Genomic DNA, 13,608 nt, shown 5'->3' with positions numbered 1-13,608 from the left:
CTTTCATAATTTCCAATTGTGTAACACTGAATGTTACAAAAACTAATTTTATAGATCTTGATGATCTCATAAATTTCACATTTTTGGGCATTATGAATTTTGGAGCTTCAAATTCCGACTTTTGTATTGCTTTTATATTTATCACATATATTAATTTTTGCTAATTAATATAAGCGAGTTTCCTTGCTGCGCATGCAGTTTGAATTGAATCCAGTTATATTTTATAAATGCTAAATATCTGTTTAGGGCCTCATCTAAATGTCAAAAATCATTAATCAAAACACAACTAAGATTTGCGTTGCCTTTTCAAAATTGCCTTGGTATGGCCGACTGCTCGCAAATGATGCTGCTTAACAAAGATTTGATTTGATCAATATCGTATGTTGTTGCAACTTCATTGATTCGGTAGTAATATTTGGCAGCCGCTCTGGCTGACGACAATTTGGAACTGGTAATCAGTAAGTCATATGTCATCGGTCGTTCCGCAATTTCGAAGACGATTGAACATATGCCCGCCAATGCCAGCTTCAAGCGAGCCATTAACGCAGATGTCATTAACCAGTCGCCATGCAGGAGAAGGCCGATTCGAACCGGTTTAGCGATTTGAGCATGGGTCACCATTAAAAGCCGCAAGTACTGCTGCTTTAAAAAAAGCTGGTTGGCAGGCTCAGCACAGCAAGTGTCACCCTTGGCTACGACAGTGACTAGCTCACTGGCCAAGGTTTTTAAGTGTTGTAACTGCTCACCGCTGATTGCAAACAAGTCGGATGACTGAGTCAATAGCCTAAAATCTCCCTGAAAAAACTGAATTCGGTGGTGTAATTGATTTAAGGAATAGTGTATGTGGATCTTGGAAGTACCTGAACACCGTATTTCAAATCCCGTATTGATTTGGCGTAACGTCGCCATAAAAGATTGATTCCGCTGCTGCACACTTGGCAAGGCCAGTGCTAGATATTTTTCAACGTGATGAAGGTCAGTTGCTGATAAATCAATGATGTCCATCGAACAGACAAAAATATAAATGTTATAGACTTCAAATTCATCTAGAGCCAATGCATATTGTTTGGCGATATCAAATAGCCAATTTCTAATCATCTGATAAAGCGGGTTTGTTTCCAGCTGCTGCAATGCTTCTTCCGGAATACCCGTAAATTTTTTATTACAAGTAAAATGGCGTTTAAGCGCAATATCCAGCCAAACGCAAAGCTTGCTTTCGCCATGAGCGGAAAATTTAACTTTTGCTTGTGCTTCGAATCTCCTGATGTAGCGACGAACCGAAAAAGTCCGTGTCAAGGCTGCAAGCTCTTCGCTATCATAACTATTTAAAACCAGTTGATAATATAAATAGCGAATTTCAACCTCCGAGCCAACCAACGTGCCATTTTTAATTTTGATCGCGTTGGGCCGCAACGCGTCATTCAACTGTTTGATTTTGCGAAACACAGCTGCTTTACTCATGTACAACTGGGAAGCAAACTCGTCAATCCGACACTTGCCTTTTTCCAGCAGCGCCGCCAAGATTTGATATTCCTTTGACTGTCGTAAAAGTTTCCGATACAAGTCATCAAACAAAACCGGTTTTTGCGTTTCCAAAAAGAGCCTGCGCCCTTTCCCTTCGTTGCATTGCCTAACCTGAGCTGCTTCATCAAATGTCTGCAGCCGTTGTTGCAAGGATGCCACAGTGGCCGCAAGTGTACTTGGTGTCACCTGTAAATTTTCAAGTAATCGTGGGTAGGAACAGCCATGTGTTCCCGCTGTCAAAAGTAACTGTAACAGCTTCACATCTCTAGCTTCGTTGCTTTCAATGAAATCATACAGATCCATGCTATTCGCCTCGCGATCTTGCCATCGGATTGTTCTAAGGAATCGTTCATTAATATTTAATCATATTAACATGATGACGTTATCATGTCAGGCTGCTTTTTGTTCTTTTACTGCCTTATCAACACTGGATGACCACTTTTATAATAAAAGTAATCCTAGTACTATTTTTAAACAAACAAAAACCCAATATAAGCAATCTGTCTTTTTCTCAGATACAGCGCCTATATTGGGAAACATTAACAATGAAATTGGTTGATCGACATTTTAGTCATTTAGTAAATGATTCTTCATTGAGCAGTGACTCATAAGCCTTTTCGTACTTTTGAATATCGCCAGCGCCCATGAACACAACAACCGCGTGATGAAACTTGAGCAGTGGTCGCATGTCTTCCTGATGGATCACCGCGGCGCCTTTGATTTGGGCCACGACGTCCTCTGATCGAATGTTGCCATTTTTTTCACGCGCAGAACTGAAAATCGGTGTCAGGAATGTCTGGTCGGCCTGGCTCAGCACTTGAACATACTGTGGTTCATAAGCTTTGGTTCGGCTATAAGTATGGGGTTGGAAAACCGCAATGATCGCTTTATCAGGATACTTTTGGCGGGCCGCATCCAGCGTGGCCTTAATCTCATTGGGGTGGTGGGCATAATCATCCACAATGATCATATCCTTGAGATCCTTTTCGGCAAAGCGCCGTTTGACGCCACCAAAGTTTCCCAGCTCACGGGCAATTAACCCGGCATCAAGTTTCTCCATATGTGCGACTGCAACAACGGCCAACGCATTGAGGACACTGTGCTCGCCAAACAATGGAACAAAGAAGTGGCCGATTAGCTGATCGTGGAAATACGCATCAAAACTGCTGCCTTTAGTGTCGCGATCCACGTTCCGCGCCTGAAAATCGTCCCGATCGCTGGTGCCATAATAATAAACCGGCACTTTGGCCTTTAATTTGCGCAGCCATGGATCATCACCCCAGGCAACGATTGCTTTTTGAACTTGGTTAGCCTCGGTTTCGAATGCATCGTAAACATCTTCAAAGCCGTGATAATAGTCGGGATGATCAAAGTCGATGTTCGTCATAATCATGTAATCGGGATGATAGGCCAGAAAATGCCGCCGATATTCGTCTGCTTCAAAAACAAAGAATTTTGAATCGCGCACGCCTTTTCCGGTACCATCACCAATTAAATAGCTGGTTTTGGCAACACCACTTAACGTGTGGGCAAGTAAACCGGTCGTGCTGGTTTTACCATGGGCACCGGCAACCCCGATGCTGGTGTACCCTTTAATCAATTGGCCGAGGAACTCATGATAGCGATAAATGGTCAGCCCCATCGCCTTGGCCTGCTTGATTTCCGGATGATCGTCGGTAAAACTGTTGCCAGCGATGACGGTATAGCCTGGCTTCAAATTGGCAGGATCAAATGGCAGCATGGTAATCCCGGCTGCTGCCAAGCCTTTTTGGGTAAACGTATACTGGGTGATGTCACTCCCCAGCACTTTGTGGCCTAAATCATGTAACACCAATGCCAATGCGCTCATTCCTGAGCCTTTGATACCGATAAAATAATAGGTTGCCTCTGTCATGACGATTGTTCCTCTTTCTTTGCTTGTGTGTAATAAACTTCACGCGGTTTGGCGCCTTTAGCTGCTGACACCAGATGCCGAGCTTCCAGTGTATCAATGAGATTCGCCGCGCGATTATATCCGATTGAAAAGACCCGCTGCAGTTTAGATGTCGAAATGTGGCGTTCGCCAGCCAGGTAGTCCAGAACATCGGGCATAAGCTCATCTTCATGGGCATTGCTGGCTTCGGCTTCAGCCGACTTGACAAGTCCTGCTGGATCAAATAAATACCGCGGTCCTTGCCGTGCCTTCACATAATCCACAATTTGATCGATTTCCCGATCGACAAACGTGCCTTGCAGTCGAATTGGCTGACTGGCACCGTTACCTAAGTACAACATGTCGCCGCGGCCTAAAAGCCGTTCTGCGCCAGCGGTATCGATAATGGTCCGCGAGTCAATTTGACTGGCGGTCATGAAGGCGATCCGTGTTGGAATATTATTCTTAATCGTACCGGTGATCACATCAACACTAGGGCGTTGCGTGGCAACCAGTAAGTGAATACCTGCTGCACGCGCCTTGGCGGTGATCCGGGCAATATCGTCTTGAATCTCGCTGCCAGCCGCTAACATCAAATCCGCCAACTCATCAATGATAATGACCAAATACGGTAACACTTGGTTATATTCCTGATGACGTTTAGCCTTCGCATTAAACTGTTCCAGATTACGAACACCAGCCGCTGCTAGCTTCTTATAACGATCATTCATCGTGGTGACAACCCACTTTAACGCCGCGCTGGCAGCTTTAGGATCGGAGATAACCGGCGACACCAGATGTGGTAAGCCATTGTATCCAGCCAGTTCAACGGCCTTAGGGTCGATCAAAAGTAAGCGCACTTGCTGTGGTGTGGCTTTATACAGCAACGAAACCAGCAAACTATTGATAAAAACCGACTTACCCGATCCGGTCGCACCGGCAATCAATCCGTGCGGCATTTTGGCGAGATTCGTGACAACTGGCTGACCAAAAAGATCAACCCCAAGTGCAATGGTCAATGGCGATTTTGCCTGCTGAAAGGCTGGGGTATCGAGCACTTCCCGCAGCATGACCGGTCGCGGTTTCAAATTGGGGATTTCGATGCCAACCGTATTTTTCCCGGGAATCGGAGCTTCAATCCGGATGTCTTTGGCCGCTAATGCCAGTTTAAGATCATCGTTCAAGTTGGTGATTTTGCTAACCTTGACTCCGCTTGCCAAACTGACCTGAAATTGCGTCACTGTTGGCCCAATCGTATCGGCGACCACATGTGCGTCGACGTTAAAGGCTTGAAGTGTTTGATCGAGTCGTTGGCGCTGTTGCTGAACCCAGTCACGCTGGGCTGCCTGATCAGCCACAACTGGCGGCGACAGTAAGCTTAATGGCGGGATAGTCTCTGTGGTGGCATCATCATCTGCGCTAACCGCTGTAACGGGGTACTCCGAGGCTGTCATTGACGCAGGCAGCCCGGCTGTCCCTGATTGCAAATGTGATGTAGACGCCTCGCTTGCGCCTCGTGCTTCCGGTATTGACGGTGCTGACCGTGCACTTTCGGCATCCTTGCTTGCCAACGACTTCGCCTTCTGTGCTGCTAACGCCTTGCGTAGTTTTTTGGCTTCGTGCTTGCGTCTTAACGCTTCGATTCGGGCAGCTTTGCGGCTATTAGGCCCATGCGGTTTCGTCTCTTGTCCGACATTGGCGGATGGCGTCTTCGGCATTGATGAAACTTCCACTGACGGTGCAGGTTTAACGTCTTCTTCAGTCGTGGCTTGCACCTCTGCGTCAGACGTCGGCTGCGGCTTAACTGGTTTAGCAGCAGCTGCTGCAACGGCATGCGGCTTCTGCGGTTCGCTTGCCTCATGAACAGCCGCGGCTGGGTCTCTGGCAACTGGCTCGGAAGCAGTAGTTGAAGTTGTCGCTGACGCCCCTTCTTCTTCGCTAACAGATTCCGATGGTGTCACCGCAATGGCTAATGAATCAGCTTCAATCTGCTTACTTGGCTTGGTTCCATGACCCACAAAAAGATAAACACTTTGCTCATCCGGCCTTAAAGCAATCGCGATCTTCTGGTAGTCAATCCGCTCTTTTGGCAGGGTTCGGACCGTACTATTCGGTGTTGTGAGACTCGCAATTCGATCGCGATCATGGCTTGGCAGCGGATGGCTCATGGCCCGCAAATCTGCCTGCGCTTCTGCGACTTTTCGCGGATTCACCGGTTTTTTCGGCGCGTGCGCCAGCTGCGGTGGCAAGTGATATGGCTCGTCTTGCGGCTGCTTCCATTTCGAATTCGTTAATTCGGATTCAGGTGTTGGCAAGTTATTTTGATGTAAAAATGCCGGCCCATCATAATGTGCCATGATTGAATCCCCTTTTTATCGTGTTTTTACAGTGTCTCCATTTTAGCATACGCGCCGGTTCCCCGAATCCTTGATCTATAAAAATAATCTTTTCATCATAACGCGCTCACAAAAAATCGACCCAAGAGTCATTGTACTCCTGAGTCGATTTACAACCTATTTTAAACAGATTCCATTATGCTTGCGCAGCCACCACTGCCGCGGCTTTTTTGGCATCAAACGGAGTACCGGCAGACAGCTCATCTGGCATCACAAGGATACCGCGGCGTTGTGGGGCGCCGGGAATGGCCAATTCACGGGCGCTGCTGATCATGCCGTAAGAGGCAACGCCGCGCAGTGAACCCGGCCAGATAATCTTACCATCTGGCATCATGGCACCAGGCAGTGCCACCACGACCGTCTGTCCTAAAGCCGCATTGGGCGCGCCGCAAACAATCTGCACCTGCTTATCACCAATATCAACCTGCGCCACATGCAAATGATCAGCATCAGGATGGTCCTTGAAATCGACAATTTTGCCAATCACAAACTTGGGCTTGTCATCTGCTTCAAGCTGACCCGGTAACCCAGCTTCTTGAATAGCAGCATTTAGTTTTGCCACTTGTTCTTTGGTCAACTTAACCTGACCTTTGCCTGTTAAAGAACCCAGCCACTGACTGACCTTGAAAAAGTTATAGCCGATCACCTGGTTTTGGTCATTTAAGATCGCCACAACGTCCCCATTTTGCTGGGTCGTCTGTGTCGCTGTATCCGGCCCTGTGATCGTAATTAACGTATCACCGAATGCTGATTGATTATAACTTGTAATAAGCATGTGAACCTCCAAAATTAATGCAAGCCGTTGATGAAATCCTCGACTTGTTGCTTTGTTTTACGGTCTTTATTAACAAACCGACCGACTTCCTTGCCATCATTAAAGGCAATAAAGCTAGGAATACCGAAGACACCCATGTCCTGGGCAACTTCTAAATTCTTATCACGATCAACCGCGACAAATTCATAGTCCGGAAAATCTTTTTCGATTTCTGGCATTGCCGGTTTGATAAAGCGGCAATCCGAGCACCAATCTGCAGAGAAGAACAGCATTTTCTTGCCTGGTTTTTTAACCTCATCCAAAATTGCTGTATTCGATCCAAGTTCTTTCATAGCCAACACCCTTTCGCTTACTATTTAAAAGTAACTATAACAGGAAAACCGCATTGGTGCAATGTCACTTCATATTAGTTACATTATACTTAAGTTAGATGTTTAATCACAAGCCGACAACTGAAAAAAGACATAGCATCTTTTGCGTTAAGGAGGGCTATCATGCGAGTTTCGAAATTAAGATCGTCTTTTGCTGTCTGGTTAGCAACCGGCATCATCACAGTGGGAATATCGGTGCTGATTCATCACCGACTTTATTACCGAACCATCCCTAATCGGCTTCTAGCCAACATTAAAGCCGGTTTCGCAAACCGCGGAACCATTGAGAACAGTTGGATTGCCATGTATCCGATAACGATTGAAACGCCTGGTCAGCACCATGTTCGGGTTTATACAGGTGGCCTGACGATACGTCACCACCGTACCCGCCAACAATTTGAATTTGCGGTACAACCTGATGGCCATTTATGGCGACTCCACCAACTTCACTTGGTGGAAAACTAAAAATGCGCGACTAGCTCGTAAATCCGGCCGCCGTCAGCACTGAACTTCTCCTCGTACTCGGTTGGCACATTATCGGTAATGCGCTTGTCGTGATGAAGATCAAGTGACACGAGGTTAAAGGTCATGCCAAAGTTATTCATGCTCACCAACGAATATTCAAAAAGCCCCTGATTATCGGATTTAAACTGCAATAAGGCGTTTGGCTTCATAATCGCTTGATACTGCCGCAAAAAGTCGCGATAAGTCAGCCGTCTTTTTTCGTGTCTGGTTTTTGGCCACGGGTCGGAAAAGTTCAAAAACAAACCGCTAATTTCACCGTCAGCAAAATAATCGGTTAAATCGGCGCCGTCGCCTAAAACGAGCTGAAGATTAGGCAGTTTTAACGCCACCTGCTTCTTTAGAATCATGGCAATGGCTGCTTCCTGCAATTCCAAAGCGATGAAATTATAGTCCGGATGGGCTTGAGCCATGGCAACAATAAACTGCCCTTTGCCAGACCCGACTTCAAGATAGAGTGGCTGGTCTTGAGCAAATCGTGTCTGCCACTGACCGGGCATTTTTTCTGGCCGTACGAGGATCATCTCTGGATGAGCCTCAATCAATGGTTTAGCCCATGTCTTGTTACGTAATCGCATTGGTATCGTTTCCTTATCTTTGAGTATTGTTTAATGCGGTGATTTTTTGAGTTAACTTGCATGTTTGTTTAGAGCCGGTAGTTGCCGTAACGTGTTCGCCGGCGCAGAAACCTGCGCGTGTCCGGCATTACGCTCTCCATAACGCGTTCACAGTCGCAGAAATCTCCGTGTAAGGACCTCAAACCTAAATGGCTGGGCTTTGGCCATTTAGGTTTGAGGCCACTTACACTCCGATTTCTAAGCGCTCCTGTTCACGCTCAGCTCTCCATAACGCGTTCGCCGGCGCAGAAGCCTGCACATAAGGACCTTGAACCTGAATGGCCAAAGACTAGCCATTCAGGTTCAAGGCCACTTATACTCCGGCTTCTAAGCGCGCCGGCTCACGCTCAACAAATCAAAAGACCCGCGACAAAACCATTTTGCCACAGGCCTTTTGATTTGCTACTTGTTGCACCACTTCAATGTGTGGATTGCAGTACCTCGAACTGGCGCAGGGCTTTTGCCACTTCATCCGATCGCTGATGCAACGCAGCGGTCTTCATATCGCTTAATAAATGCAGGTCACTGTACCAATAAAGTCGATGTTGCAACTGATCATCCATGTTTGCCCCATAAGCTGCTAGGAACGCCGGCCACGTGTCGTGGTTGCCGTAATGTGCCATGACATCCGCAAGATCATAAGCCGGATCACCTAGTGCCACTTGCTCCCAATCGACTAAATAAAGGCGGCCGTTTGCTCGCAGCCAATTCTTGTGATTCAAGTCGCCGTGGCAAACACTTTGCACGGTTACCCGCGGCACCCAGCGTTGGATTTCCGCCAGTGCCTGCTTCACCCGCGGTTGAGCGGCGAGATTTTCGGGAAAGTTCTGCAACAACGATTGGCGTAACTGATCAGGATCTAACACTTGACCGCCGACTTGGCGAAGCATTCGCTTTAATAAACTTGAGTGGTGTACCTTTGCTAACATGCTGGCGACGACCGGCTGCATCATTTGCTCGCGAGTCAACGTTTCGCCGTCTAACCATTCTTGTGCGGTTAACACATCGCCGGTACTGACCCGGCGCGTCCATAGCAACCGCGGGGTGATGTGTTCAACTGAAAGTGCCGCAAGAAATGGTGAAGCGTTACGTTTAAGGAAATACTTTTGATTCGCATAAACCCCAAGAAACGCACTTCCGGTGGAACCGCCCGCAGGTTGCAGGGACCACCCGGCATCTAATTCAAACTCCATAGGCACTACTCCTTATATCTGGCCGCAGGAATGGTTCTAGTCATCAAAAAGACACTCCCAGGCGCTCGTGCGTCCACGTTTCATATTACTAAGTTGCGATTTGCCCGTCAAGACTGATTGCCAATTGCAGCTACCCTGACGAAATACGCAGGCTTTTCATTTTCCACCGAACGTTTTTGTTTTGACTTGGAGCTGTCAGCCAACCAGGATTAAATCATGACGTGATGCTGTTTTAACCGCATGCGCGCATACCAGCGGGTAAATGCCCAGACAAAAAGTCCGCCACCGATGAAGATTGATCCGGCTGCCAACCATTGCAACCGAACAAGTGTCACAAGCGTAAATGTCAGTACTTCAATCAACAGCAAAACCGTTAACAGCTGCTCAAACGCAGCCGGCTTCTGCTCAGGCGCCACGGGATACAAATGCACAAAGACAATATCATCATACTGATAATAAAACGGTAACAGTTGGAACCCGACCATGTAAAGAAACAAGATGGCAAAGCCCAGCACCAGCCACCACGGTGACAAAACGGCCACGATCACGGCACCGATGACGAGTAAACGCACATACAAACCAAGGTATTCGCCGCCGCGCAAAAAGCCACGCAAATACAGGAATAGCCATGTCGTTGCCTGCTGGGGCTTGACCAGTTTCAACAAGCCATCCAGATATCGGCGCCGATGGACACTGTTGGCTAAGCCAGGCACATCGGTAAAGAGATTGTAAAACCGATACAACCGCCCCATTCGTGCCTCTTCCAAGTTGATTAAAACGGAAAAATTCAATTGTCCTTGGTCAAGCACCGATTTTAACTGCCATCTAAAAACAAGATCCAAGATTAACGCCACCAAAAGCGTCATGGCAGGATGAAGGTAAAATCCGCCAAACAAGGCGATGAACGCAATACCAAGCAGTATGAGCCGCTCGTGATGCCAGCGAATCGGCAGGTGGTACCGCTGTAAAAACTGCAACCACAAATCAAGATCTTTAAACAACCACAAGGACACGAGCAATGCCATCGTTCCGCTTGCCGGATCCTGACCAAGCTGCGCAAATAACGGCCACATCGCTAAACTCGTAAACGTTAACAAGATGCCAGGTAGGATCATGCTATAATGGCGTGCCTTCAACAAATAAGTTTTAAAGGCTTCGGCTTTTGGCAACAAGAAAATTTGATCCGGTGCTTCCGCAAGCGTGGCCAGCTGACCAAGGCTCAGAAAGCCGGTGAAAATCAGAGCCAGTCCTAAAGCAAGCCATCCAGAAGGTTGCAAGGTTTTAACAATTTGACTATATGCATAAAGCGCACCGCCAAACAAAATCAGCAAAATCAAAACGAAATGATCGTTAAACACCAACCGCAAATATTTTTGCTGTTCTTGCACATGTTGACGGAGACGGGATCGCCACAACTTGATCATGCTTTTTCCTCCGTCATCTTCATGTAAATATCATCCAGGCTGCCGTCCTGCAAACCGAATTGTTGCTTCAGGGAGGCCATGTCGCCGGTCGCCCGCACTTTTCCGGATTTGATCAACACAAACTCGTCAGCATACTGCTGGGCGGTTGCCAGGATATGCGTTGACATGAGCACCGATGCCCCTTGCTGCTTTTTAGCCGTGACGATGTCCAAAAGATCATGAATGGCCAGCGGATCAAGACCGGTAAACGGTTCGTCGATGATGAATAGTTGGGCATGCGTCATAAACGCCGCCACTATCATCACCTTTTGCTGCATACCTTTTGAAAATTTAGCCGGGAACCAGTCCATTTTGTTGTCAAGGCGGAACCGTTCCAGCATCGTATCGGCTTCGCGCCAAGCTGCGTCTTTATCAAGATCGTAAGCCATGATCGTCATGTCAAGATGCTCGCGAAGCGTCAACTCCGGATAAAGCACCGGGGTTTCCGGTACATAAGCTAGGCTGGCACGAAAACCGGTTGGATCGGTATTTAATGTTTTACCGTCTAAGTCAATTGTGCCGGCTTGGGGCGTCAGTAAACCAATAATATGTTTAATAGTCGTCGATTTACCTGCCCCGTTAAGACCGATTAACCCGACAATTTTGCCTGAAGGTACCGAGAAGCTGACATCTTTGAGAATCGTTAAATTGCCGTAACCGCCAGTGAGTCCATCAATTGTTAAAGTCATCTTACCAGTCCCTATCTGTATAATTTCAGTTAGGGATATGATAGCATGAAATCAAGGTTTCTATTAACAAAAGCGTAAGCAGAAATGAGGCAAGAACATGATTGATTGCATTTTTTGTAAGATTGTTCGTAATGAGATTCCCAACGTTCCGGTTTATGAAGACGATGTCGTGAAGGCGTTTTTGGATATCACGCAAGTCACGCCGGGCCATACGCTAATCGTACCTAAGAAACACGTTCCCGATATTTTTGCCTATGATACTGACCTAGCCGCCGCAGTTTTTGAACGGGTGCCAAAAATTGCCCGGGCGATTAAGGCAAGCAACCCGGCCATCAAAGGCATGAACATCTTGAACAATAACGGCAAAGTTGCTTATCAAAGCGTCTTTCATTCACATATCCACTTGATCCCCCGCTACAGTGATCAAGACGACTTCGGTATGCATTTCGGTGATCACAGCGCTCAGTACGATAATGCCAAGCTTGAGGCCGTTGCCGCCAAAATTCGCAACCAGCTGGAGGCACAAGCATGAAATTTCGTCACGGCTTTTTATTAGGCGCGGTTGCCGGTACGATTTATGGAATATTAACGGCCAAAAAAACCGGTCCGCAACGGCAACAGGAGATTGCTGCTTATTTTAACGGCGTTGCAAATGGCGTCACCCAAGTTCGCCAAAGCATCAACCACCTCAGCGAGTCGCTAACGAACTTGTCCGCTGAAGTTGATCAAACACTCAAGCCAGCCATGAAAGACATTACCAACAGCGTCGAAACTTTCGAATTCGAAACGGCACCGCGTACGGACGCGATCCAGGAACATCTCGATAAGATCAATGAGGCAGTCAGCGATCTTGGCACCAAAGCACCGACGTCTACAGCAAAACCTTAACCAAAACATTGAAAATGGCGTAAGCAGTTGTCGCCAAGCCGTGACGGATTATTGAAAGTTATGTGAAGATCGGCGTATGGCGATAAGTTATGGTATAGTAGACGGCAGTGTTAAACAGAAACTTTTTAGATTAGGATGTGTGATTGCATGAAAAAATGGATTCTCGGCGTTGTCGGTTTGTTTGTAGCAGTGACCTTAGCAGGCTGTTCAAGCGGTACTGTCGCAAATATGAAGGGTGCCAAGATCACCAAAGATGAGTATTACAACGCCATGAAGAAAACGACCACGGGTCAAGCGACCTTGCGTAACATGATCGTTTTAAAGGCGTTAGAACAACAATACCCGAACAAGGTATCAGACAAAAAGGTCAACAGCCAGTTCAACAAGCTGAAGAAGCAATATGGTTCTTCATTTGATTCAACGCTTGAACAAAACGGCTACACCGAATCAAGCTTCAAAGATCAAATCCGGACAACGTTGTATTCCGAAGTTGCTTTAAAGGACATGAAGAAGCCAACCACGAAGCAAATTGAAGCTCAGTGGAAGAAGTACCAACCAAAGATTCAGGTACAGCATATCTTGGTTAAGACCGAAGATGAAGCTAAGCAAATCATTTCCGATTACCAAAAGGATCCAACCGAAAAGAACTTCGAGGCTTTGGCTAAGAAGAACTCTATCGATACAGGTACCAAGAATAAAGGTGGTAAGTTAACTGCCTTCGATAACACGGATACCAGCCTGGATTCAACCTTCAAGACAGCTGCCTTCAAGCTCAAAAAGCCTGGCGATATCACGACAACACCGGTTAAGACCCAATATGGGTACCATGTCATTCGTGCCATTTCCATCGGCAAGAAAGGTACCATGAAGGAACACAAGAAGGATCTGGAAAATCAGATTTACACTTCATGGCAGAGTGATCAGACCGTGATGAACGGTGTTATTACCAAAGTCTTGAAGAAGGCTAACGTTTCAATTAAGGATAACGACCTTAAAGACGTTCTTTCAAGCTACCTGAGCAGCGGCTCAAGCAGTTCAAGCACTTCCAACTAAAACCTAGCCCAAACAGGATGACAAAAGGCTCGCGGACGTGGCGCGAGCCTTTTTGCGTACCTTCAGTTTTTAGTCATGCTTGCTTAATGACATCAATGTGGATCCGGAAATGTCTGACCATTTGTCGGCCGATAAAAGCGGCGATTATCCATGCTAAAAAGTCGTTCGGTAAACGTCCCCGGATCAACATGCTGGTAAGCGGTGG

12 protein-coding genes and 3 pseudogenes are annotated in these 13,608 nt (G+C 46.9%); 4 read left to right on the top strand and 11 right to left on the bottom strand.

The features are described 5' to 3' along the window. Nucleotides 1–306: 306 nt before the first annotated feature. The 6 genes and pseudogenes from GSO_RS00580 to GSO_RS00560 form a co-directional block, all read right to left on the bottom strand. Nucleotides 307–1,827 carry an AcpB/EbpR/MafR family transcriptional regulator gene (locus GSO_RS00580; RefSeq protein ID WP_010487862.1) on the bottom strand — a complete coding sequence of 507 codons (1,521 nt, stop codon included), beginning with the start codon at nt 1,825–1,827 and terminating at the stop codon, nt 307–309. Between the two features lie 268 nt (nt 1,828–2,095). Then, nucleotides 2,096–3,418, bottom strand: coding sequence for a UDP-N-acetylmuramate--L-alanine ligase (murC, locus tag GSO_RS00575; RefSeq protein ID WP_010487861.1), 1,323 nt, complete (start codon nt 3,416–3,418; stop codon nt 2,096–2,098). After that, nucleotides 3,415–4,920, bottom strand: a pseudogene (locus tag GSO_RS18635) (DNA translocase FtsK); the annotation flags it as partial. The gene murC and the pseudogene GSO_RS18635, both read right to left, overlap by 4 nt. 87 nt (nt 4,921–5,007) lie before the next feature. After that, nucleotides 5,008–5,793, bottom strand: a pseudogene (locus GSO_RS18630) (DNA translocase FtsK); the annotation flags it as partial. Between the two features lie 175 nt (nt 5,794–5,968). After that, entirely contained in the window at nt 5,969–6,607 is a 639-nt protein-coding gene (gene ytpR / locus GSO_RS00565) for a YtpR family tRNA-binding protein (RefSeq protein ID WP_010487859.1), read from the bottom strand. Between the two features lie 14 nt (nt 6,608–6,621). Next, a complete protein-coding gene (locus GSO_RS00560) occupies nt 6,622–6,939 on the bottom strand; it encodes a thioredoxin family protein (RefSeq protein ID WP_010487858.1) in 318 nt (105 codons plus the stop codon). Nucleotides 6,940–7,101: 162 nt separating this feature from the next. On the opposite strand from GSO_RS00560, the gene GSO_RS00555 reads away from it, so the two are divergent. Continuing rightward, nucleotides 7,102–7,443 carry a hypothetical protein gene (locus GSO_RS00555; RefSeq protein WP_010487857.1) on the top strand — a complete coding sequence of 114 codons (342 nt, stop codon included), beginning with the start codon at nt 7,102–7,104 and terminating at the stop codon, nt 7,441–7,443. Here the strand turns inward: GSO_RS00555 and trmB are convergent. The 4 genes from trmB to GSO_RS00535 form a co-directional block, all read right to left on the bottom strand. After that, on the bottom strand, nt 7,440–8,078 hold the full coding sequence (gene trmB, locus GSO_RS00550; protein ID WP_010487856.1) for a tRNA (guanosine(46)-N7)-methyltransferase TrmB: 639 nt from the start codon (nt 8,076–8,078) through the stop codon (nt 7,440–7,442). The two genes, GSO_RS00555 and trmB, sit on opposite strands and share 4 nt — an antisense overlap. Nucleotides 8,079–8,536: 458 nt before the next feature. After that, nucleotides 8,537–9,310 carry a phosphotransferase family protein gene (locus GSO_RS00545; RefSeq protein WP_010487855.1) on the bottom strand — a complete coding sequence of 258 codons (774 nt, stop codon included), beginning with the start codon at nt 9,308–9,310 and terminating at the stop codon, nt 8,537–8,539. Between the two features lie 209 nt (nt 9,311–9,519). Beyond that, nucleotides 9,520–10,734, bottom strand: a complete 1,215-nt coding sequence (locus GSO_RS00540; protein ID WP_010487854.1) for an ABC transporter permease — start codon at nt 10,732–10,734, stop codon at nt 9,520–9,522. Beyond that, entirely contained in the window at nt 10,731–11,462 is a 732-nt protein-coding gene (locus tag GSO_RS00535) for an ABC transporter ATP-binding protein (RefSeq protein WP_010487853.1), read from the bottom strand. Before GSO_RS00535 ends, GSO_RS00540 begins: the two co-directional genes overlap by 4 nt. Nucleotides 11,463–11,559: 97 nt before the next feature. On the opposite strand from GSO_RS00535, the gene GSO_RS00530 reads away from it, so the two are divergent. The 3 genes from GSO_RS00530 to GSO_RS00520 all read left to right on the top strand — a co-directional run bounded on the left by GSO_RS00530 (nt 11,560) and on the right by GSO_RS00520 (nt 13,403). Next, the gene (locus GSO_RS00530) at nt 11,560–11,994 is read left to right on the top strand and encodes an HIT family protein (protein WP_010487852.1); all 435 of its coding nucleotides are present in this window, start codon (nt 11,560–11,562) and stop codon (nt 11,992–11,994) included. Next, nucleotides 11,991–12,350, top strand: coding sequence for a YtxH domain-containing protein (locus tag GSO_RS00525; protein ID WP_010487851.1), 360 nt, complete (start codon nt 11,991–11,993; stop codon nt 12,348–12,350). Before GSO_RS00530 ends, GSO_RS00525 begins: the two co-directional genes overlap by 4 nt. A gap of 147 nt (nt 12,351–12,497) precedes the next feature. Next, on the top strand, nt 12,498–13,403 hold the full coding sequence (locus tag GSO_RS00520; RefSeq protein ID WP_010487850.1) for a peptidylprolyl isomerase PrsA: 906 nt from the start codon (nt 12,498–12,500) through the stop codon (nt 13,401–13,403). A gap of 92 nt (nt 13,404–13,495) precedes the next feature. Here the strand turns inward: GSO_RS00520 and GSO_RS17630 are convergent. Continuing rightward, nucleotides 13,496–13,608 (bottom strand): annotated as a pseudogene (locus GSO_RS17630) (3'-5' exonuclease); the annotation flags it as partial.

Origin of the sequence: Lacticaseibacillus zeae DSM 20178 = KCTC 3804 (assembly GCF_000260435.1) — a bacterium.
Lineage (GTDB): Bacteria > Bacillota > Bacilli > Lactobacillales > Lactobacillaceae > Lacticaseibacillus > Lacticaseibacillus zeae.
This window is presented reverse-complemented; position numbering and strand designations above follow the sequence as displayed.

Bases quoted from the DNA above. Each gene is read 5' to 3' on its own strand.
- GSO_RS00580 (WP_010487862.1), bottom strand. From the start codon at position 1,827: ATGGATCTGTATGATTTCATTGAAAGCAACGAAGCTAGAGATGTGAAG.
- murC (WP_010487861.1), bottom strand. From the start codon at position 3,418: ATGACAGAGGCAACCTATTATTTTATCGGTATCAAAGGCTCAGGAATG.
- ytpR (WP_010487859.1), bottom strand. From the start codon at position 6,607: ATGCTTATTACAAGTTATAATCAATCAGCATTCGGTGATACGTTAATT.
- GSO_RS00560 (WP_010487858.1), bottom strand. From the start codon at position 6,939: ATGAAAGAACTTGGATCGAATACAGCAATTTTGGATGAGGTTAAAAAA.
- GSO_RS00555 (WP_010487857.1), top strand. From the start codon at position 7,102: ATGCGAGTTTCGAAATTAAGATCGTCTTTTGCTGTCTGGTTAGCAACC.
- trmB (WP_010487856.1), bottom strand. From the start codon at position 8,078: ATGCGATTACGTAACAAGACATGGGCTAAACCATTGATTGAGGCTCAT.
- GSO_RS00545 (WP_010487855.1), bottom strand. From the start codon at position 9,310: ATGGAGTTTGAATTAGATGCCGGGTGGTCCCTGCAACCTGCGGGCGGT.
- GSO_RS00540 (WP_010487854.1), bottom strand. From the start codon at position 10,734: ATGATCAAGTTGTGGCGATCCCGTCTCCGTCAACATGTGCAAGAACAG.
- GSO_RS00535 (WP_010487853.1), bottom strand. From the start codon at position 11,462: ATGACTTTAACAATTGATGGACTCACTGGCGGTTACGGCAATTTAACG.
- GSO_RS00530 (WP_010487852.1), top strand. From the start codon at position 11,560: ATGATTGATTGCATTTTTTGTAAGATTGTTCGTAATGAGATTCCCAAC.
- GSO_RS00525 (WP_010487851.1), top strand. From the start codon at position 11,991: ATGAAATTTCGTCACGGCTTTTTATTAGGCGCGGTTGCCGGTACGATT.
- GSO_RS00520 (WP_010487850.1), top strand. From the start codon at position 12,498: ATGAAAAAATGGATTCTCGGCGTTGTCGGTTTGTTTGTAGCAGTGACC.